The sequence below is a fragment of the Streptomyces sp. NPDC101776 genome, from assembly GCF_044766845.1.
Classification (GTDB): Bacteria; Actinomycetota; Actinomycetes; order Streptomycetales; family Streptomycetaceae; genus Streptomyces.
In genome coordinates, this window is record NZ_JBIWMV010000007.1 from 190,306 (window position 1) to 209,570 (window position 19,265).

General features: G+C 70.3%; 17 protein-coding genes and 1 pseudogene. 13 read left to right on the forward strand and 5 right to left on the reverse strand.

Annotation, left to right across the window (positions count from 1 at the left end; genetic code table 11):
* The first annotated feature begins 11 nt into the window (after positions 1–11).
* From lhgO to ACIRRY_RS23515, 4 genes are all read left to right on the forward strand, one after another.
* A complete protein-coding gene (gene lhgO, locus ACIRRY_RS23500; protein WP_403975910.1) occupies positions 12–1,220 on the forward strand; it encodes an L-2-hydroxyglutarate oxidase in 1,209 nt (402 codons plus the stop codon).
* A 122-nt stretch (positions 1,221–1,342) separates the two neighbouring features.
* Entirely contained in the window at positions 1,343–2,203 is an 861-nt protein-coding gene (locus ACIRRY_RS23505; protein ID WP_403975913.1) for an amidohydrolase family protein, read from the forward strand.
* Between the two features lie 13 nt (positions 2,204–2,216).
* Entirely contained in the window at positions 2,217–3,926 is a 1,710-nt protein-coding gene (locus tag ACIRRY_RS23510) for a thiamine pyrophosphate-dependent enzyme (protein WP_403975915.1), read from the forward strand.
* Positions 3,927–3,947: 21 nt separating this feature from the next.
* Complete coding sequence (locus ACIRRY_RS23515; RefSeq protein WP_403975918.1) at positions 3,948–5,027, forward strand: Ldh family oxidoreductase; 1,080 nt, start codon at positions 3,948–3,950, stop codon at positions 5,025–5,027.
* Between the two features lie 66 nt (positions 5,028–5,093).
* Here the strand turns inward: ACIRRY_RS23515 and ACIRRY_RS23520 are convergent, their stop codons facing one another.
* The 3 genes from ACIRRY_RS23520 to ACIRRY_RS23530 all read right to left on the reverse strand — a co-directional run bounded on the left by ACIRRY_RS23520 (position 5,094) and on the right by ACIRRY_RS23530 (position 7,761).
* The gene (locus tag ACIRRY_RS23520) at positions 5,094–6,029 is read right to left on the reverse strand and encodes an alpha/beta hydrolase (protein WP_403975920.1); all 936 of its coding nucleotides are present in this window, start codon (positions 6,027–6,029) and stop codon (positions 5,094–5,096) included.
* A 288-nt stretch (positions 6,030–6,317) separates the two neighbouring features.
* Positions 6,318–7,322: a M56 family metallopeptidase gene (locus ACIRRY_RS23525; RefSeq protein ID WP_403975922.1), complete on the reverse strand. Its 1,005-nt coding sequence runs from the start codon at positions 7,320–7,322 to the stop codon at positions 6,318–6,320.
* A 4-nt stretch (positions 7,323–7,326) separates the two neighbouring features.
* On the reverse strand, positions 7,327–7,761 hold the full coding sequence (locus ACIRRY_RS23530) for a BlaI/MecI/CopY family transcriptional regulator (protein WP_403975924.1): 435 nt from the start codon (positions 7,759–7,761) through the stop codon (positions 7,327–7,329).
* A gap of 175 nt (positions 7,762–7,936) precedes the next feature.
* Here ACIRRY_RS23530 and ACIRRY_RS23535 point away from each other — a divergent pair, with 175 nt between their 5' ends.
* From ACIRRY_RS23535 to ACIRRY_RS23550, 4 genes and pseudogenes are all read left to right on the forward strand, one after another.
* Positions 7,937–9,379, forward strand: a complete 1,443-nt coding sequence (locus ACIRRY_RS23535) for a glycosyltransferase (protein ID WP_403975927.1) — start codon at positions 7,937–7,939, stop codon at positions 9,377–9,379.
* Positions 9,380–9,589: 210 nt separating this feature from the next.
* On the forward strand, positions 9,590–10,333 hold the full coding sequence (locus tag ACIRRY_RS23540; RefSeq protein WP_403975930.1) for a polysaccharide deacetylase family protein: 744 nt from the start codon (positions 9,590–9,592) through the stop codon (positions 10,331–10,333).
* A gap of 73 nt (positions 10,334–10,406) precedes the next feature.
* A pseudogene (locus ACIRRY_RS23545) lies at positions 10,407–11,342 on the forward strand (carboxylesterase family protein).
* Positions 11,343–11,451: 109 nt separating this feature from the next.
* Positions 11,452–11,967 (forward strand): MarR family winged helix-turn-helix transcriptional regulator, encoded by a 516-nt coding sequence (locus ACIRRY_RS23550; protein WP_403975932.1) that lies wholly within the window; start codon positions 11,452–11,454, stop codon positions 11,965–11,967.
* A 61-nt stretch (positions 11,968–12,028) separates the two neighbouring features.
* Here the strand turns inward: ACIRRY_RS23550 and ACIRRY_RS23555 are convergent, their stop codons facing one another.
* Together ACIRRY_RS23555 and ACIRRY_RS23560 are read right to left on the reverse strand one after the other, a co-directional pair.
* The gene (locus ACIRRY_RS23555) at positions 12,029–13,090 is read right to left on the reverse strand and encodes a dihydrodipicolinate reductase (RefSeq protein ID WP_403975934.1); all 1,062 of its coding nucleotides are present in this window, start codon (positions 13,088–13,090) and stop codon (positions 12,029–12,031) included.
* A gap of 95 nt (positions 13,091–13,185) precedes the next feature.
* Positions 13,186–13,851 carry a TetR/AcrR family transcriptional regulator gene (locus ACIRRY_RS23560; protein WP_403975936.1) on the reverse strand — a complete coding sequence of 222 codons (666 nt, stop codon included), beginning with the start codon at positions 13,849–13,851 and terminating at the stop codon, positions 13,186–13,188.
* A 145-nt stretch (positions 13,852–13,996) separates the two neighbouring features.
* Between ACIRRY_RS23560 and ACIRRY_RS23565 the strand changes: the two genes are divergently transcribed.
* Genes ACIRRY_RS23565 through ACIRRY_RS23585 form a run of 5 tightly spaced genes read left to right on the forward strand, consistent with a single transcriptional unit; the run spans position 13,997 to position 19,250 of the window.
* Positions 13,997–15,277 (forward strand): acyl-CoA dehydrogenase family protein, encoded by a 1,281-nt coding sequence (locus ACIRRY_RS23565; RefSeq protein WP_403975939.1) that lies wholly within the window; start codon positions 13,997–13,999, stop codon positions 15,275–15,277.
* Positions 15,274–16,296 (forward strand): phosphotransferase family protein, encoded by a 1,023-nt coding sequence (locus ACIRRY_RS23570; protein ID WP_403975941.1) that lies wholly within the window; start codon positions 15,274–15,276, stop codon positions 16,294–16,296. The genes ACIRRY_RS23565 and ACIRRY_RS23570 overlap by 4 nt, the downstream gene beginning before the upstream one ends.
* Positions 16,293–17,264 (forward strand): NADPH:quinone oxidoreductase family protein, encoded by a 972-nt coding sequence (locus tag ACIRRY_RS23575; RefSeq protein ID WP_403975943.1) that lies wholly within the window; start codon positions 16,293–16,295, stop codon positions 17,262–17,264. Before ACIRRY_RS23570 ends, ACIRRY_RS23575 begins: the two co-directional genes overlap by 4 nt.
* The gene (locus tag ACIRRY_RS23580) at positions 17,254–18,105 is read left to right on the forward strand and encodes an acyl-CoA dehydrogenase family protein (RefSeq protein ID WP_403975945.1); all 852 of its coding nucleotides are present in this window, start codon (positions 17,254–17,256) and stop codon (positions 18,103–18,105) included. Before ACIRRY_RS23575 ends, ACIRRY_RS23580 begins: the two co-directional genes overlap by 11 nt.
* Positions 18,102–19,250 (forward strand): acyl-CoA dehydrogenase family protein, encoded by a 1,149-nt coding sequence (locus tag ACIRRY_RS23585; RefSeq protein ID WP_403975947.1) that lies wholly within the window; start codon positions 18,102–18,104, stop codon positions 19,248–19,250. Before ACIRRY_RS23580 ends, ACIRRY_RS23585 begins: the two co-directional genes overlap by 4 nt.
* Positions 19,251–19,265 lie beyond the last annotated feature (15 nt).

Consider the following 19,265-nt stretch of genomic DNA (forward strand, 5'->3'; position numbering starts at 1 on the left):
GGAGGATGCCGATGGCTGACGAGACGATCGGCATCGTCGGCGCCGGCATCGTGGGCCTCGCCACCGCCCGTGAGATCGCCCTGCGCCGCCCCGGCACCCGGGTCGTGGTCCTGGAGAAGGAAGTTGAGGTCGCCGTTCACCAGACCGGCCACAACTCCGGTGTCGTGCACGCCGGCATCTACTACGCGCCGGGCAGCCTCAAGGCCGACCTGTGCGTACGCGGCGTGGCCATCCTGCGCGAGTACTGCCAGGACCGCGGGCTGCCGTACGACGAGATCGGCAAGCTCGTAGTGGCCGTACGCCAGGACGAGTTGGGCCGGATGGAGAACCTCTACGAGCGGGCCAGTAACAACCACGTGCCCGAACTCCGCAGGATCTCCCAGGCGGAGATCAAGGAGCTGGAGCCCCACGCCGGCGGCATCGCGGCCCTGCACTCCCCGCGCACCGCGATCACCGACTACCCGGCGATCGCGCGGGAGTTCGCCAAGGACATCGAGGCCTCCGGGGGTGAGGTGCGACTCGGTTTCCCGGTCGACTCCATCACCAATGTGCCGGGCGGCATCGAGGTCGCCTCGGGCCAACAGCGCGTCCGGGTAAGCCGGTTGATCCTGTGCGCGGGGCTCCACTCGGACGCCGTGGCGAAGCTCGCGCAGGACAAGAAGGAACCGAAGATCATCCCGTTCCGGGGCGAGTACATGCTCCTCAAACCGGAGCGCACCCACCTGGTGCGCGGGCTCGTCTACCCGGTGCCGGACCCCCGTTACCCCTTCCTCGGCGTGCACTTCACCCCGCGGGTCGACGGCAGCGTGGAGGTCGGCCCGAACGCCGTCCTCGCCCTGGCCAGGGAGGGCTACAAGCTCGGCCGCTTCTCGGTGAAGGACCTCGCCGGGCTCGCCGCGTACCCCGGCACCTGGAGGATGGCCGCCCAGCACTGGCGCACCGGCATCAAGGAGTACCGCGGCTCACTGTCCGCGAAGGCCTTCATGAAGGACGCGAAGTCGTACGTCCCCGGTGTCGGCGTCTCCGACGTCGTACGCGGCGGAGCGGGCGTCCGGGCGCAGGCACTGGACCCCGACGGCACGCTCGTGGACGACTTCCGCATCCATCAGGTCGGCCGGATCACCGCCGTGCGCAACGCGCCCTCACCGGCCGCCACGGCGTCCATGGCGATCGCCGAGCACATCGTCGGCGCCGTGTTCGACGCCCCGTCCGCACACTGAGAATGCCCTGCGTACAGCGGTGTTCCGCGCAACTACTGCTTGCGCTCCCGGGACTCTGCAAGGCCTCGCGGCCCGCCTAGCGTTCCTTCCGTAAAGACCATTCGAGAGAAAGAGTTCCGGACATGTTCGTTGTCGACACGCAGATCCACATCTGGAAGGAAGAGACCCCGGACCGCCCCTGGGTCCCGGGCGCGCGGGAGCGCATCCGCCTCAACGGACACCGCGAGGACCCCTTCTCGTACGAGGAGGCGCTGGAGCTGATGGACGAGGCCGGCGTGAACCGGGCCCTGATCCTGCCGCCGTCCTGGGAGGGCGACCGTATCGACTACGCCCTGGAGGCCTGCGAGGCGCACCCCGACCGCTTCGGGATCATGGCGCGCATCCCGCAGAACAAGCCCGAAGAGGGCAAGGCGATGCTGCGGGACTTCGCGCAGAACCCGCATGTGAAGGGCACGCGCCTGACCTTCCACCGGCCGCAGGACCGCAACTGGATGATCGACGGCACCAACGACTGGTACTGGCCGATCGCCGAGGAACTGCGCGTCCCGACGATGGTCCACGCGCCCATCTGGAAGCGGGAGTTGGGCGAGATCGCCGCCAAGCACCCCGAGCTGAAGATCATCATCGACCACATGGGCATCATGGCCCGCTGCGTCGACGACGCGATCGGCTACTGGGTCGCGGAGACCGCCGACCTCGCCGCGCACCCGAACATCTACGTGAAGCTCTCGGCGCTCCCCGGCTACTCCACCCAGCCGTTCCCGAACAACAACATCCAGAAGTACGTGCGCGAGATGGTCGACAAGATGGGCCCGCAGCGCTGCTTCTACGGCACCGACATCACGCGGCTGCTCGGGCACGGCATCACGTACACCGACACGATCGAGCAGTTCACCAAGCACTGGGACTTCACACCCGAGGAGCTTGAATGGATCATGGGCCGCGGTATCTCCGAGGTCCTGAACTGGCCGATCGAGGGCTGAGGAAACACGAGAGATGACCGACACCACCAACTCCCCGGGCGCCGACGGCGGCGATGCTCTCGTTACCGCCTTCAACGCCGTCGGCGCCGACTACATCTTCTGCTCGTCGGGCTCCGAATGGGCTCCCGTCTGGGAGTCCCTGGCCCGCCGCCACCGCGACGGACTGCCCTGCCCACAGTACCTGGACCTGACCCACGAGACCGTCGCCGTCGGCATGGCCACCGGCTACGGACTCGTCAAGCGCCGGCCGCAGGGCGTGCTGCTGCACGCCGCCCCCGGTCTGCTCCAGGGTTCGATGACCGTGCACGGGGCGCTGCTCGCGGGCGTCCCGATGGTGGTCAGCTCCTCCGAGTCGACCACGTACGGCGACGGCCCCGGCCAGGACCCAGGCGGCCAGTGGTACCGCAACCTGTCCGTCGTCGGCGGCCCGCACCAGATCGCGCAGCCCTTCACCAAGTGGTCCAACGAGGCCGCGAGCGTCCACACCCTTCCTACGATGGTGACCCGGGCGGCGGAGCTGGCCTGGCGAGCCCCGGCCGGACCGGCGTACCTCAACGTTCCGCTGGAGATCCTGCTGGAGGAGTGGGACGGGCGTGAGGCCAAGCCGATCGTGGCCCCGGGCTCCACACACAGCTCGCCCGAAGAGGTCGACCCGGTCGCCCAGTTGATCCGCGAGGCCTCCAACCCGGTCATCGTCACGGAGACGGCCGGCCGCGAGGCGGGCGGCTTCGAGGCCCTCGTCGCCTTCGCCGAGGCGTGGAACATCCCCGTCGTCGAGCCCGACTCGGCGGTCTGCGGCAACTTCCCGCGCACCCACCCGCTGCACGCCGGCAGCGACATCGGCCCGTGGATGGACACGGCGGACCTGATCCTTCTGGTCAACTGCCGTGCCCCCTTCTACCCGCCGTCGCGCCGCCCCTCCAAGGCGACCGTCGTCGTCATCGACGAGGTGCCGCAGCGCCCGCACGTCGCCTATCAAGTCCTGTTCGCCGACAGGTACTTGGAAGGGAACGTCGCCAACACCCTGCGCCAGCTGACCAAGCGCGCGAGGGATCTCGACGAGACGGCTGTCGCGGAGCGCAGGGCCGCTCAGAAGGTGCGCTTCGCGGCCGAGCAGGCGGCGATCACCCAGGCCGAGACGAAGGCCGAGGGTACCGAGGGCATCGACCCGGTACTCGTCGCCGCCACGCTGCGCAAGCTGCTGGAGGGCAGGGACGGGATCGTCGTCGACGAGACCATCACCCACAGCCGCGTCGTGAAGCGGCATGTCCAGACGGCCGCCCCCGACTCGTACTTCTACGTCCAGGGCGGTCTCGGCCAGGGCATCGCGGTCGCCCTCGGCGTCAAACTCGCCGCGAGGGAACGCCCGGTGGTCCTCACCATCGGCGACGGCGCCTTCACCTACAACCCGGTCATCCAGTCGTACGACGCCTCGAACGCCTACGAACTTCCGCTGCTGATCGTGGTGTTCAACAACCGCGTCTACAAGTCGATGAACCTCAACCACCGCAGGTTCTACCCCGAGGGCGCCGCCGCCGACACCGGCGAGTGGCTCGGCACCGATCTGCGCCGGCTCCCCCGACTCGCCGCGTTCGCCGAGCCGTTCGGGATGCACACCGAGACGGTCGACGCACCCGAGGCTCTCGCGCCCGCGCTGGAGCGTGCGCTCAAGGCCGTGGCGGAGGGCACCACCGCCGTCGTCGACGTTCTCGTCACCCGCTGAACCAGGAAGGCATCCGCCACCATGTCCGACACCGCAACGCCCAAGCCGGGCAAGGTACTTGTCGCCGCCGACGACCTGCGCACCTTCTCCGCCGCCCTCCTGGAGAAGGGCGGCCTGAACGCCGAGCAGGCGCGCACCACCGCCGACGTGTTCGTGTGGGCCGCGCTGCGCGGCGTCGACTCGCACGGCATCGCCCGCGTCCCCGCCTACCTGGAACTGCTCGCCAAGGGCGTGGCCAACGCCGACGCCGAGATCACGATCGAGTCCACCGCCCCGGCCGCCGCCGTCCTGGACGCGGACCGCGCCCCGGGCCCGGTGGCCCTCAGCGCCGCCGCCGCCGAGGCCGTGACTCGGGCCAGGATCAGTGGAGTTGCCGCCGTAGGAGTCCGCCGTACCGTCCACACCGGTGCCATCGGCTACTACGTGTCGAAGATCGCCGAGCAGGGTCTCGTCGGCATCGGCTATGTCTCCGGGATGCCCAACATGGGCTACACCGGCGTCAAGGGCGCGGCCGTGGCGACCAGCCCGCTCGCCATCGCCGTACCGGCCGACGCCCACGCACCGCTGCTCCTCGACATGGCCACCGCGACCATCGCCCTGGGCAAGATCCGCCAGGCGAAGGCGAGCGGTACCCCGCTGCCCGATGGTGCGGCGGCCACCGCCGACGGGACCCCGACCACCGACCCCGAACTCGCCGTCATGCCGCTGCCGTTGGGCGGCGCCAAGGGCTCCGGGATGTCCCTCGCCTTCGAGCTGCTCACCAGCGTGCTGGTCGGTGCGCCGATCTTCGCCGCGTTCCACTCGGACGACCCCCAGGGCCGCAAGCACCGCCAGAACGCGCTGCTCATCGCCCTCGACCCGGCGGCCTTCGGTGACCCGGCCGCCTTCACCGAGGCGGTCGACGGAACGCTGGCCACCCTCAAGCAACTGCCGCCCGCGGACGGCGCGGAGGGCGTCTTCTACCCCGGTGAGCGCAGCGCGGCGGTCGCCGAGGGGCGGGGCGCGAAGGGCATCCCGGTCGCGCCCAAGGTCTGGCGCGAACTGACCGAGGCGGCAGGGAAGTTCGGCATCACGCCCCCGGAGCCGGTGCCCTCGGCTTGACCCGGCGGCACTTCGCCGACCGTCCGAGGGGGACGGTCGGCGAAGTGCGTTGTCCGGGAGGGGAGTTCAGGCCGAGCCGACGGCTTCCCTTACCTGACGGGCGATCAAGGCATACGAGTTCAGGGCTCGTCCGTCGTCCGTGCCGTCGTAGCCGTGGTCGGCTCCGGCGACATCGACGTGCTCGACCAGGGCGCCCGCCGACCGCAGCCGGTCGGCGTAGGCGACACCCTCGGCCTTGAGGAGGTCGTACTCGGCCGTGATGACCAGGGCCGGGGCGATGCCCTTCAGGTCCGCGGTGTCCGAGGGGTGGGCGGGCGACACCAGTCGGTCGGCACGCGCCTTCGGATCCGGGACGTACGACGTGTCGAAGACCTCCGCCATCCACGGCCGCAACACGGGCTTGGCGATCGCGGAGTGCTTGTCCTTCGCACTGGTCGCGAGGTCCAGGGGCGGATAGTGCAGCACTTGGAGCGCGATCGAGGGCCCGCCCTCCTCCAGCGCCTGCCGGGCCACCGCCACCGCGAGTCCGCCCCCGGCGCTCTGCCCGCCCACGGTGAGCCGGTCGCCGTCCCAGCCCTGTTCGGCGCCGTGCTCCGCGATCCACCGGACCACCTCGAAGGCCTGCCGGGGCGGCGCGGGGAAGGGGTGCTGCGGCGCGACGACGTAGTCGACGTTGACCACTACGACGCCCGCCTCCGCCGCGAGGAAACGACACAGGGGGTCGTCGAGCTCGGTCAGCGGAACGACGTAACCACCGCCGTGGAAGTTCACGTGCACCGGCGGAGGAGGACCCTCTCCGGTCGGCAGATACACCGTGGCGCGCGCTGGGGCGACGCTGGTCGGGATCGTCAACTCCCGTGTCCTGCGCGGGAATTCAGGAAGCCGCTGATGTGAGGAGGCGGCGGAGCCGCGCCCGCTCGGGCGTCGGTCCGCCAGCACGGAGAGACGCTGCAGGGACTTGGCGGCGAAGGCGGCCACCGCGGGCCGGGCCAGGACGGACATGCCGCTCCATTCGTGATTCGTGGAGTGCGCGCGACGAGGAGAGCCCGGTCGCCAAGGTTTCGATCGACAGGATTCCTGGCGATGGGTACGGCGACGATAACACGGGGGTATTTCGGGCGGATGGTGTGATCGGCGCTGTTGAGGGGGCGTTCCTCGTGGTGCCTGCCCAGCCCAACCCAGCTCAGTCCAGCCCGGTCCGGCCTGCACGGCGGGGCGCGGGGAGGGCGGGGCGTCCGCACATAAGGACCGGCGGGGCGTCCGCGCAGAAGGGCAAGGGCGGCCGGCCCGTCAGTGGTGCCGGACGAGCCCGTCCTGTTGACCGTGTTCACAGCACGACCCGTGCGGCGCGACCGACGGAGCCGGCGTGGCCGCCGCCTGCGCTGTCACGCACGCCGCGCGCTGTGCCGTCTCGAGCATCTCCTCGCTGTCGGTCGCGGCGTCCGCCAGGCTCGCGCAGCACACGACGAGCAGCGCGGCGCCCGCGACGAACGGCAGCGCCCGGCGCGGGGGAGGGGGTGCGAGCAGCGCCCGCACCCGCTGCGGTACCGCCCCGCCGGTCGCGGCCAGTGCCGGGCGGGGACGGTTCGCCGAGGTGGCGAGCGCGGCCCGGCCCACGGCATGCGCGACGACCGTACGATCGCCGACGCGCACGGCCGCCTCCTCGTCGGCCCAGCGCTCCAGGACGAAGCCGCCCGCGTTGGACAGCGGTCGTAGAAAGGGATTCGCGGCGGCACAGAGCCGCCAGAGGGTCTGGAAGAGATGGTGCCGACCGCGCAGATGTGCTCGCTCGTGGGCGAGGAGAGCCTCGCGTTCACGGTCGTTCAGGCAGCGCAGCATCCCGCGCGACACCACGATCCGGCCGGGCGCTCCCGGTAGCGCGAACGCCTCCGGGACCTCCATGTCCAGGACGGCCAACTCCGTGTCGCCGGGCAGCAGTCGGCACTCGCGGCGGGCCCAGCGGAGGTGCCGTAGCTGACGTACGGCGGCGACGGTGAGACCTGTGAGGGACGCGAGGAGGGTGAGGGCGGCGACCCCGGCGACCGTCAGATAGACCGGGTCGGAGGCGCGCACGGCCGCGACCGACCAACTGCCCTCCTCGGCGACCTCGGGGATCTGCACCAGTCCGGCGAACGCCAGCAACGCCAGCGACCCCAGCCAGCCCAGCGAGGCCACCAGCGCGGCGGAGGCCAGCGACCAGGCGGCCGGGCGCGGTGCCAGCCGACGGGCGGCGCGGGGTGCGAACACCGCGAGGACCATGGTGATCAGGAGGGGGACGTACACGCTGATCAGCACCGGCTCACGGTCCTTCGACGGCGGGGTCGGTGCGGTCGGTGTGCGGCGCCTCGTCGTGCCCGGCGAGCAGTCGGTGCAGCAACTGCTCGTCCTGCGCGGAGAGTTCGGAGACGAATCGGGTGAGCACCGCCTCGCGGTCGGTGCCGTGCTCCAGCAGGGAGCGCATCCGGTCCGCGGTGTGGGTCGCCTCGTCCCGGGCCGGCGCGTACGCGTATCCGCGGCCCGCGCGGTGCCGGACGAGCATCCCCTTGTCGTACAGGCGCGACAGGATCGTCAGCACGGTGGTGTACGCGAGGTCTCCCGGCAGCCGCTCCCTGACCTGGCGCGCGGTCTGCGGCCCGTCGGCCCCGTAGAGGGCGGCGAGAACCCCGCTCTCCAGCTCACCGCGCGCCCGCCTGCCGGACGTCGCACCGGGCTCGTCGCTCTTCCGGTCCTGCACTGTTCACCCCACCGCCTTCCGCCGCTCGACGGCCCAGCCTACCCGTCGACCTACTACGGCCTGTAGGAAGTGCGCCAAGGGCCTTGCGAACCCGATCTCCTACATGTTGTACGAGCTTAACTACTACATGTTGTAGAGTTTCGCCGCTCCACTCCATCTGCGGAGGAAAAAGCCCATGCCCCACCTCGGAAGTACGGTGCATCTGCGTGCCCTCGCGGCCGCCACCCTGCGCCCCCGGCAGACGACCCCGCCCCGCCGTCCGCCGTCGGCCGAGCGGGTCGTGATCGTCTCGGCGAGCGTCGGAGCCGGTCACGACGGTGCCGCCGCAGAACTGGAGCGGCGGCTGCTGGCGGCCGGTCTCACGGTCGACCGGTTCGACCTGCTGGACGTGCTGCCCGCGCGGCTCGGCCGGCTCGTGCGGGACGGCTATCACCGGATGCTCGTCCGCGCGCCGTGGGCCTACCAGCGGATCTACAGCAGCACCGAGCGTGCCGGAGGCGGCGGCCCCGTCGCGCGAGCCCTGTTGCGCTCCGCCGAGGAACGGCTGTTGCGCGCCCTGCCCGCGGACATCGGCGCCGTCGTGTCGACCTACCCGGGCGCGAGCCGGGTCCTGGGCAGCCTCCGGCTCGACGGCCGACTGACCGTCCCCGTCCTCACCTACCTCACCGACTTCTCGGTGCACCCGCTGTGGGTGGCCGACGGCGTCGACGTCCACCTCGCGCTGCACGCGGTGCCCGCCGCGCAGGCCCGGGCCGCCGGCGCGCGCGACGTCCGCGTGTGCGGCCCGGTCGCCGACCCGCGCTTCCACCCCGTGGACGCGGGGGAACGCGCGGCGGCCCGCACCCGCTTCGGCCTGCCGGAGAATGCCCCTCTCGCTCTGCTGGTCGCCGGTTCCTGGGGCGTGGGCCCGGTCCGGCAGGTCGCCCGGGACCTGCGCGACTGCGGCGCGGCCGTACCCCTCGTGGTCTGCGGCCGCAACGGGACACTGGCCGACCAGCTCCGCGCGGACGGCATCGAACACGTCCACGGCTGGGTCGACGACATGCCCGGCCTGATGCACGCCGCCGACGTCCTGGTCCAGAACGCGGGCGGCCTGACCTCCCTGGAGGCCTTCGCCGCGGGCCTGCCCGTCGCCAGCTACGGCTGCATACCCGGCCACGGACTGACCAACGCCGCCGCCCTGGACGAGGCGGGCGTCGCCGCGTGGATCCGGGACCCGGCCCAACTCAAGCACGTCCTGGGCGAGTTGATCGACGGCCCACGGGGACTGCTGCAACGGGAGGCGGGCCTCGCCCTGTTCGCGGGCCACCCTCACGGCCCGGACCACGGCCCGGCCACCGAGACGGCCAGGACCAGCCGGACCGGCATCGGCCCTTTTACCGCTGCTGTGCCCGCTGCCAGACGGGCCACTCTTCCCACCGCCCGGCGACTCGCCACCACCACTGCCCTGGCCTGCGCGGTCTGGGCGGGCGCCGTCGGCACGGCGGTCGCCACGACCGAGAGCGGCCCGGGCCTGATGCACGCGATAGGACAGGGCTTCGACCTCGACGACCTGGGCCATGCGCACCACGCGGGTCATGTGCCGCACGGGGGTTACGTGAAGGGGCGACACGCATGAGTGCCGTAGGCCTTCTCCTTGCAGCCGCGAGTGCCGGTCCGTGCGTCTTCTCCCTCGCACGCACCATGTCCGCCGTGGGCTGCGCGAAGGGTGGCCGCTCGTGACCGCCGTACGCCTTCGCTGTTTCTCTACGACCGCCTGCGTCGCGCCGCGTGTGCACGTCCTCGCGCACGCCACGCCCGACGCCGGTCGTGAGAAGGGCCGTCTCTCATGACCGCCGCCCGCTTCCTCCGTACGACAACTCGCATCGCGCTCCCCGCACTCCCGGTTCTCGCCGCCGCGTACGCCGCTCCCGTCCTCTCCACCTACGGCCCGCTGCGCAACCGGGTCATGCCCCGCCTTGCCGGCCGCGGCCGGACGGACCACGTGGCGCTCACCTTCGACGACGGACCGGACCCACTGTCCACACCGCTGTTCCTGCGCCTGCTCGACGAGCGCCGGGTCCACGCCACGTTCTTTCTCCTCGGCGGCCAGGCGGTACGTTCCCCCGGCCTGGTCCGTGAGATCGCCGCTGCCGGACATGAGATCGCCGTTCACGGCTGGCTCCACCGCCCGCTGCTGCTGCGCGGGCCGCGCGCCACCCACGACGACCTGGCCCGGGCCCGCGACACGGTCGGCGACCTCACCGGACGCACACCACGGCTCTTCCGCCCGCCCTACGGCGTGATGTCGACCGCCGCCCACCTCGCGGCCCGTCGCCTGGACCTCACGCCGGTGCTGTGGACGGCCTGGGGCGAGGACTGGAGGGCGCGCGCCACAGCGGAGTCCGTCCACCGGACGGTCACCGAGGATCTGCGCGGCGGCGGCACCGTCCTGCTGCACGACTCCGACTGCACCTCGGCACCCGGCTCCTGGCGGGCCACTCTCGGTGCCGTGCCCCGCATCCTCGACACCTGCGCGATGCGGGGCCTGTCCGTGGGGCCGCTGCGCGAGCATGCTGTGGATCCGCTCTGAAGTTGACACCATTGTTGGCGCTCCCGGTCGGCGGAATTTACGTTCGCAAGTACCTGGACCAGGGAGCCCCCCCATGCTTTCGAACGCCGTGAACCGTCGGACCTTCCTCAACGGATCGCTGACCGCCGCCGTGACGGCCGCGATCCTCGGAACCGGGAGAGGCGCCGACGCGGCGGACCGCGAAACGACCGGAACCCCACTGACAGGCCCCCTCCGGATCGACACCGGCCGGGTCTCCGGCGTGGCCTCCCTGGTCTCCGGCGTCACCGTCTTCAAGGGTCTGCCCTACGCGGCGACCACAGCGGGCGCCAACCGCTGGCGCCCACCGCAGCAGGCGAGTTCCTGGACGGGCGCGCGCGTCGCGGACACCTTCGGGGACATCTGCCCGTAGCAGACGATGGGTTCGGCGTCGGTCACGATGAGCGAGGACTGCCTCAACCTCAACATCTGGACCGGAGCCGCGAGTTCACACGAGAAGCGCCCGGTCCTGGTCTGGATCTACGGCGACCGGTTCACCGGCGGCTACGCCTCCGACCCCGGATTCGACGGCGCGGGCCTCGCCGCCAAGGGCCTGGTCGTGGCGACCCTCAACTACCGTACGGGCGCCTTCGGTTTCCTCTCCACCCCCGAACTCGGCGCGGAGTCCGGGCACCAGGCGTCCGGCAACTACGGTCTGCTCGACCAGATCGCGGCCCTGCGCTGGGTACGGCGCAACATCGCCGCGTTCGGCGGCGACCCGAACCGGGTGACGATCTTCGACAACCTCTACGCCACCGACCTGCCCTGGACCGACGCCGACCGCACGATCGCCGACACCCTGTCCGACCACGTGGTGAACTTCGTGACCCACGGCGACCCGAACGGCCACGGCCTCACCCGCTGGCCCGAGGCGAACCACCGCTTCGCGACCACCACGGAACTCGGCGACCGGTTCGGCCCGCTCGCCCTGGCGAACGCGGCCAAGGTGGCACTCTTCGAGCGGTTCTTCGCGAGTCAGAAGCGTTGGTGACATCGGCTTCGGCGGTGTCAGGCCGGTGAAGTACTGTCTTCGCCGTAGTCGGGGTAAACGCACGCAGTAACTTACTTAACTTACGCAACAATATGGTAAAGTGGACCTCATGTCCACACCATCGGTCCCCGAAGCCCCCGCCTCCCCGGAGGTGACCGAGATCGAGCGAGCCCTCACTCGGATCACCTACCTGAGCACGCGCGCCCGCCAGCACGACCGGCTCATGGCCCTCGCCGGTGTGCCCCTGGACCGTGCGGCGGTGGCGTTGCTCCGGCAGGTCGCCGACTCCGACCCGCTGCGCCCGGGAGAGCTGGCACAGCGCCTCGGGGTCGAGGCCTCGCATGTGACGCGGACGGTGCAGCAACTGCAGAAGTCCGGTTACGTCACCCGCGTGCCCGACCCCGACGACCGCCGAGCCCAGCGGATCGAGCTGACCGAGGCGGGCCGGAAGGCCGTCAGCAGTGTGCGGGACGCCGGTGCGCGCGGCATGCAAATGGCCCTCTCGGGGTGGTCGTCGGACGAACTGCAGCAACTGGCGACGTTGTTCCACCGCATGGTCGACGACTTCCTGAAGCACGCGGTCGAGGACGACGGCGAGCCGGAGGCGTCGGCCGGCACGGTCTGAGTTCCGAGTACGGACTCGTCGCGTGCCGCGTGCCGCGTGCCGGGTGCGGGTCGCGCCGATGTCACCCGAGGTCGGCGACGATCTGCGGGAGGTCGGCCGTGGTGCGGATCCCGGGGGCTGCCGCGCAGACGAACGGCACGGCGTTCACCGCACGGTTCGCGGTGTAGGACGGGGACATCGAGGCCATCAGGTCGAGGGGTACGGGGAACCGCAGGTCGATGTCGAGCGGTGCGTCCCCCTCGACCGAGACATGCCAGCCGGTCGCACGGAGATCCCAGGCGGGGTCGAGGTCGGTGGTGCAGTACCAGTTGGCGCGGAACCGCAGCAGGGCTCGGCCCTTGCGCAGTCCGGACACGGTGATCCGTTGCGCGGCCACCGTGCCCGCGGGCAGTGTTCCCGCGGCGATCCGTGTGGTGCGGCGGGCGGTCGCGACCTCGCCGACCGCCTCGACCGAGTCGAGCGGTGTCGACAGCGCCTCGGCGAGCAGCCGCAATGACGGGCCGAAGCTGTCGCGCAGTCCGGCCAGGCGCTGTTCGCCGAATTCGGCAGGGGGTCGACCGAAGCCCATCACCTCGAACAGCAGCCCGGGGGAGTCCCGTTGGGACAGATCCGCGAACTCGTCGATCGTCAGCGCGTCGAGCCGCCGCTGGATCGAGGTGAGCGTCAACGGCAGTGCCTCGGTGATGAATCCGGGGCTGCTGCCCGTGCTGTGGACCGAGGTGCCGCCCTGCTCGCACGCGTCCTCGATCCGCTTCCGCGTGACCGGGTCCAGGCTGGGCGCGTGGTGGAACTCCCCACGCGTCGACACGACGTTCACACCTGACGAGAGCAGCGCGCACACCTCGTCGAAATCGCAGCTCCGCGGTGTGTAAAGAACGCAGTCGGCGCCGAGCGCCAGGATCTCGTCGATGTCGTGCGTGGCGACGACCCCGGTCGTCCCGAACTCGCCCCCGCTCAACTCACCTGCGTCCAAGCCCGACTTGGCCGACGTATGGACATACACGCCGGCCAGGGTCAGCTTTGGATGCTCCAGTACGGCACGCATCGTGCGGGCACCGATGTTCCCGGTGGCCCACTGCACGACCCGGTAGCGCTGCACTCCATGCCGTAGCGGCTCGGTCATCGCCCACCTCCCGTTGCGGTGGGCGAGAACCGTACTCTCCACTGTGGAGAGCGTCAATCACGGACGAAGGGCCGTCAATTGTGTACAGGGAGCCGTCAGTTGCGTACGGGGACGCCCGAGAGGCCGCCGAGACAGAACTGCCAGACCTCCTCGGCGGTGACCGCCGCCGCGTGGCTGTCGGACGGAACGCCGTTGCCCTGCGCGACGAACATGACCGTCTGCATCAGGATCGAGGCCTGACGGCGAGGCTTCCCGGCAGGGATGACACCGGCGTCCTGGGCCTGCTCGACCAACTCCGCGAACACCGTGAGCAGGGGGAGATGAGCGGTCGCCACCTGCGTGGGGTGTTTGACGAGGAGTTGCAGTGCGAAGTCGCTGAACAGCGGCCGCTCTACACCCGGGTTGGACAGCGACTGGTCGAACAGCATCTCCACCCCGAGCCGCAGCGCCTGGAGCGGATCGGACTGGGAGCCGGCCGTTTCGCGGATCTCCGCCGCCGACTTGGACAGCGCGTCCTCGAACAGGGCGAGCAGCAGCTCGTGTTTGCCGTCGAAGTGCTGGTAGAAGCTGCGCAGTGACTGTTTGGAGCGGTCCACGACCTCCTGGACGGTGAAGTCCGTCGTCCGCTTCTCCGCTATGAGTTCCTGCGCCGCGTCCAGGAAGCGCTGCACACGTTGTTCGGCGCGGAGCTTTGCGGCACGGGTGGAACGCTCAACGGCGCGCTGGCGCCAGGCTGGTTGTTCTTCGGGGACAGCTGTCACATGAAGAACGATACTCCACTTCAGCGGTAACACTCCGGCTTCCCCTACCGAAGCCCACACCGCAACTTCCGAGACCCTTACTTGCGTGAGATGAGAATGATATTCTCATCTTCATTCGTCCGGGTTGGCAGGAGGTTCGTCTGACATGGCATGGGACTTTTCCACCGAGCCCGAGTTCGAGGAGAAGCTGGAGTGGATCAGGCAGTTCCGCGCCGAGCGTGTGGAGCCGCTGGACCTGCTGTACCCGGACCGGGCGTACCATCCCCTCGACGACGAACTCGGCCCCGTCGTAAGGGCGTTGAAGCAACAGGTCCGCGACGAGGGCTTGTGGGCACCGCACCTCGGCCCCGAGCTCGGCGGCCGAGGCTTCGGCCAGGTCAAGCTGGCGCTCATCAACGAGATCCTGGGCCAGTCGAGTTGGGCCCCCGTCATCTTCGGCACGGCAGCCCCCGACACCGGGAACGCCGAGATCATCGCCCGCTACGGCACCGACGAGCAGAAGGAGCGCTACCTCCGGCCGCTGCTGGAGGGCGAGTGCTTCTCCTGCTTCTCGATGACCGAACCGCAGGCCGGCGCCGACCCCACGATGTTCACCACCCGCGCCGAACGGGACGGCGACGACTGGGTCATCACCGGCCGCAAGTTCTTCTCCTCCAACGCCCGTACGTCGAAGTTCGTCATCGTGATGGCTGTGACGAACCCCGACGTCAGCCCGTACAAGGGCATGTCGATGTTCCTCGTGCCCAGCGACACCCCCGGCGTCCGTATCGAGCGCCACCTCGGCATCATGGGCGAGGCCACCGACGAGGGCATGCACGCGCTCATCGCCTACGACGGCGTCCGCGTCCCCGCCGACGCGCTGCTCGGCGGCGAGGGCCAGGCCTTCGCGATCGCCCAGACCCGGCTCGGCGGCGGCCGTGTCCACCACGCGATGCGGGTCGTGGGCCAGAGCCAGAAGGCGCTCGACATGATGGCCGAGCGGGCCCTGTCCCGCGAGACCCAGGGCGAGCGGCTCGCGGACAAGCAACTCGTCCGCGCCGACCTCGCGGACTCCTACGCCCAACTCGCCCAGTTCCGGCTGTTCGTGCTCTACACCGCCTGGCAGATCGACCGCTACCAGGACTACAAGCGCGTCCGCAAGGACATCGCCGCCATCAAGTTCCTCACCCCGAAGGTGCTGCACGACATCGTGTACCGCTCGATGCATCTGCACGGCGCCCTCGGTGTCTCGAACGAAATGCCGTTCTCCGACATGTGGAACGGCGCCGCCGTCATGGCGGTCGTCGACGGCCCCACCGAGGTCCACAAGATCACCGTCGCCCGTGACGTCCTGCGCGGCTACGAAGCGGCCCCCGGCCTCTGGCCCACCCAGCACCTGCCCACCCGCCGCGAATGGGCCCGGAAGCAGTTGGAGGACCTGCTGTGACGCTCGCCGACACGGAATCGCTCGCCCACTGGCTGGACGGCCAGGGCATCGCCCCCGGTGAACCCGTCGAGACCTCGTACATCTCCGGAGGCACCTCCAACGACATCTACGGCATCCGGCGCGGCGACGTGAGCATGGTGCTGCGCAAACCGCCGGAGATCGTTCCGCCGGGGCGCAACGAGACCATGCTCCGCGAATACCGCGTTCTCAACGCCCTCAACGGCACGGACGTCCCGCACCCCGAGGCGATCGCGGTCTGCGACGACACGAGCGTGCTCGGCTCCTGCTTCTACCTCATGGCCAACGTCGACGGCTGGTCGCCGATGAACTCCGGGGGCTGGCCCGAGCCGTTCCTCGGTGACCTGTCCCTGCGCCCCGAGCTCGCTTACCAACTCGTCGAGGGCATAGCGAAGTTGGGCAACGTCGACTGGCGGGCCCAGGGACTGGAGGGCTTCGGCCGTCCGGACGGTTTCCACGACCGGCAGGTCGACCGCTGGCTCGCCCACCTCGCCAAGTTCGAGTTCCGTGAGATACCCGGCCTGGAGAACGCCGCTGCCTGGCTGCGGGAACACCGGCCCGCCCACTGGGAACCCGGCATCATCCACGGCGACTACCAGTTCGCCAACGTCATGTTCCACCACGGCGCGCCCGCCCGGCTCGCGGCCCTGGTCGACTTCGAAATGGCCACCGTCGGCGACCCGTTGCTCGACCTCGGCTGGGTGATCATGGGCTGGCCGGACGCCGACGAGGACCGCACCCAGAAGGGGTACGTCGACTACACCGGCATGCCCGACCGCGCCGACCTGTTGGAGCACTACGCCAAGGTCAGCGGGCGTGACGTCAGCGAGATCGACTACTACGTGATCCTCGCCCGCTTCAAGATGGCCGTGGTCCTCGAAGGCGGCTACGCCCGCCACGTGAAGGGCGAGGGCGGCAACCCGAAAATGGCCCACTACGGCGACGTCGTCCTGCAGATGGCCGCCCAGGCGGCCGAACTCGCCGCGACCACCCGGCTATGAGAGCCGCCCGCTGCAACGCCGTCGGCGGCCCGGTGGTCGTCGAGGACATTCCCGAACCAGTGATCCCTGTAGGGGAGTTGACCGCAGCGGAGGGCGGCATCCCGGTCGACGTGCACTACGCCGCCGTCAACTTCGCCGACGTCCTCGTGATCGACGGCGCCTACCAGGTGAAGGCGGAGCCGCCCTTCACCCCCGGCAGCGAGTTCGCCGGCGTGGTCGCCGCGTCCGCGCACGGATTCGAGAAGGGCGAGCGGGTCTTCGGCTCGATGTTCGTAGGTGCCTTCGCCGAACGCGTCACCGCCCGCCCCGCAGGCCTGAGCCGTATCCCCGAGGGAATCCCCACCGAGCGCGCGGCGGCCTTCGGGGTCAGCCATGCCACCGCCTTCGACGCCCTCCGCCTGGTCGCCGACGTTCAGCCGGGAGAACGGGTGGCCGTCCTCGGCGCGGCCGGAGGGGTCGGCCTCGCGACCGTCGAACTCGCCGCGCTGCTCGGCGCGGAGGTCGTCGCCATCGCCTCGACGGAGGAGAAGCGGGCGGTGTGCGCCGAGCAGAGCGCGCGGCTGACCCTGTCGTACGACGATCTGAAGCGGAGCCTGCGGGACGTGGGTGGCGCGGATGTCGTGATCGACCCGGTCGGCGGGCCGTACGCGGAGGAGGCGTTGCGGGCCATGCGCTGGGGCGGGCGGTTCGTGAGCGTGGGGTTCGCCAGCGGCGAGATCCCGCGCATCCCGCTCAACCTTCCGATGCTCAAAGGTGTCAGCCTGCACGGCTTCGACCTCGGCGGCTGGGCGCGGCACCGGCGCGACGACCTGGTCGCCGCCCGCACCGAACTCCACGGACTGTTCGCCGCCGGGAAGATCCGGCCCCGCGTCCACGCCGTGTATCCGCTCGCCGAAGTCGCCGCCGCCCTCAGCCTGGGGCGCCGCGCCATCGGCAAGGTCCTTCTGGAGGTCGCGCATGGAGTTTGAGTTCGACGACGAGCAGCGGCTGCTCCAGCGAGTGGTCCGCGAGACGATCACCAAGTCACGGTCGCTGCCCGAGAAGCAACTCTGGGACACCTACCTGGAGTTGGGCTGGCTCGAAGCCCCTCCGGTGGAACTCGCCATCGTCCTGGAGGAGTTGGGGTACGTCGCCGACCCGACACCCTTCCTCGCCACCGCGACCTGGTTCGCGCCGCTGGCCGGACGGCTGCCGCGCGGCTCGGGCACCGGCGTCTTCGACGGGGAGGGACGGTTCGTCCTGGACGCCGACCGCGCGGACGAGATCGCCGTTCTCACCTCCGAGGGCGTGGTCGTACGGGACGGAAAGGACCTGGCGGCCGAGCGGCTGTCCGTGTTCGACCCGACCCTGCATGTCGCCCGGGTGGACGTGCCGGACCTGGTCGCCGGCGTACCGGACCTGGCCCTGATGGGCCTCGCGGTCAGCACGGTCGGCAGTTGCCGGCGCATCCTCGACCTGGTCGTCGCCCATGTGAAGGAACGACACCAATTCGGCGTGCCCATCGGCTCGTTCCAGGCCGTCAAGCACAAGGCCGCCGACATGTACGTCGCCATCGAACGCGCCAAGGTGCTCGCCTACTTCTCCGCACTGACCATCGCCGAGGACGACCCGCGTCGCGGCCGTGCCGCCGCGATGGCCAAAGCCGCCGCCGGAGACTGCCAACAGGTCTGCTTCCGCAACGGGTTCCAGCTCTTCGGAGCCATGGGCTACACGTGGGAGAACGAACTGCAGATCCATCTCAAGCGGGCCAAGGCCGGGGACCTGCTCCTCGGCACGGCGTCCGAGCACAGGAAGGCGCTGCTGGTATGAGGCTGGCCCCCGACCCCGAGGTCGAGAAGTTCCGCGCCGATTTCAGCGACTTCCTCGACGCACACCTGCCCACCCCCGAAGAAGCCACGGTTCGTTCCAAGTCCAGTGCGCACATACCGGATTGGGCCCGCCGCTGGCAGCGCAAGCTCTTCGACGCCGGCTGGCTGCTGCCCGCGCAGCCGCCCGAGTACGGCGGCCGCAACGCCACCCTGCCCCAAGTCGTCGCCCACCTGGAGGAGTTGTCCCGGCGGCGGATCTACCACAGCTTCAACCCGCAGGGCCTCAACATCATCGCGGCCTCACTGCTCACCTTCGGCACCGAGGAACAGAAACGCGACTGGGCCATACCGCTGCTGCGCGCCGAGATCACCGCGTCGCTAGGCATGAGCGAACCCGGAGCGGGCTCGGACCTGGCCGGGCTGCGAACCCGCGCGGTTCTCGACGGCGACCACTTCGTCGTCAACGGGCAGAAGGTGTGGACCTCGGGCGCGCACGACGCCGACGTCCTGCTCACCTTCGTCCGCACCGACCCCGACGCGCCCAAGCACAAGGGCATCAGCGTCCTGCTGATCCCGACCGACTCCGAAGGCCTGGTCAGGCGGCCGTTCGGATCGATCGCCGCGCCCGACGACCTCGACTTCAACGAGGTGTTCTTCACCGATGTCCGGGTCCCGAAGGAGAACCTCGTCGGCCCCCTGAACGAGGGCTGGCGCGTGGCCAACGGATCGCTCGGCCATGAACGGACCCTGCTGTGGGTGCACTACGCCGAGCGGATGGACGGCCTGATCCAGGACTCCGCCTGTGACGAGGAGTGGTACGCGACCCTCCAAACGGACGTTCAGGCACTGCGGTTGCTCGGCTACCGGCTGCTCGGACCCGACCGCAACCCGGTGGAGATCTCGGTGCTCAAGCTGCTCGGCTCCGAGGCCGCGCAGAGCGCCGAACTGCACGCCCTCGAACACCACGGGGCCGAGGCGCTGCTGCATCCGGTGCAGACGGGGCCGTACACCCATATGAACCTGGGTGCGTTCACGGCCAGTTGGTTCGAGCGGTACGCGCGCAGCTTCGGCGGGACCATCGCCGGCGGCACCTCCGAGATCCAGCGCAACATCATCGCCGAGCGCATCCTCGGCCTGCCCCGATAGAGCCGACGGAAGACA

Coding starts and splice junctions, on each gene's coding strand:
- ACIRRY_RS23585 (WP_403975947.1), top strand. CDS start 18,102: ATGAGGCTGGCCCCCGACCCCGAGGTCGAGAAGTTCCGCGCCGATTTC.
- ACIRRY_RS23505 (WP_403975913.1), top strand. CDS start 1,343: ATGTTCGTTGTCGACACGCAGATCCACATCTGGAAGGAAGAGACCCCG.
- ACIRRY_RS23565 (WP_403975939.1), top strand. CDS start 13,997: ATGGCATGGGACTTTTCCACCGAGCCCGAGTTCGAGGAGAAGCTGGAG.
- ACIRRY_RS23520 (WP_403975920.1), bottom strand. CDS start 6,029: ATGTCCGTCCTGGCCCGGCCCGCGGTGGCCGCCTTCGCCGCCAAGTCC.
- ACIRRY_RS23535 (WP_403975927.1), top strand. CDS start 7,937: ATGCCCCACCTCGGAAGTACGGTGCATCTGCGTGCCCTCGCGGCCGCC.
- ACIRRY_RS23515 (WP_403975918.1), top strand. CDS start 3,948: ATGTCCGACACCGCAACGCCCAAGCCGGGCAAGGTACTTGTCGCCGCC.
- ACIRRY_RS23580 (WP_403975945.1), top strand. CDS start 17,254: ATGGAGTTTGAGTTCGACGACGAGCAGCGGCTGCTCCAGCGAGTGGTC.
- ACIRRY_RS23575 (WP_403975943.1), top strand. CDS start 16,293: ATGAGAGCCGCCCGCTGCAACGCCGTCGGCGGCCCGGTGGTCGTCGAG.
- lhgO (WP_403975910.1), top strand. CDS start 12: ATGGCTGACGAGACGATCGGCATCGTCGGCGCCGGCATCGTGGGCCTC.
- ACIRRY_RS23555 (WP_403975934.1), bottom strand. CDS start 13,090: ATGACCGAGCCGCTACGGCATGGAGTGCAGCGCTACCGGGTCGTGCAG.
- ACIRRY_RS23550 (WP_403975932.1), top strand. CDS start 11,452: ATGTCCACACCATCGGTCCCCGAAGCCCCCGCCTCCCCGGAGGTGACC.
- ACIRRY_RS23510 (WP_403975915.1), top strand. CDS start 2,217: ATGACCGACACCACCAACTCCCCGGGCGCCGACGGCGGCGATGCTCTC.
- ACIRRY_RS23540 (WP_403975930.1), top strand. CDS start 9,590: ATGACCGCCGCCCGCTTCCTCCGTACGACAACTCGCATCGCGCTCCCC.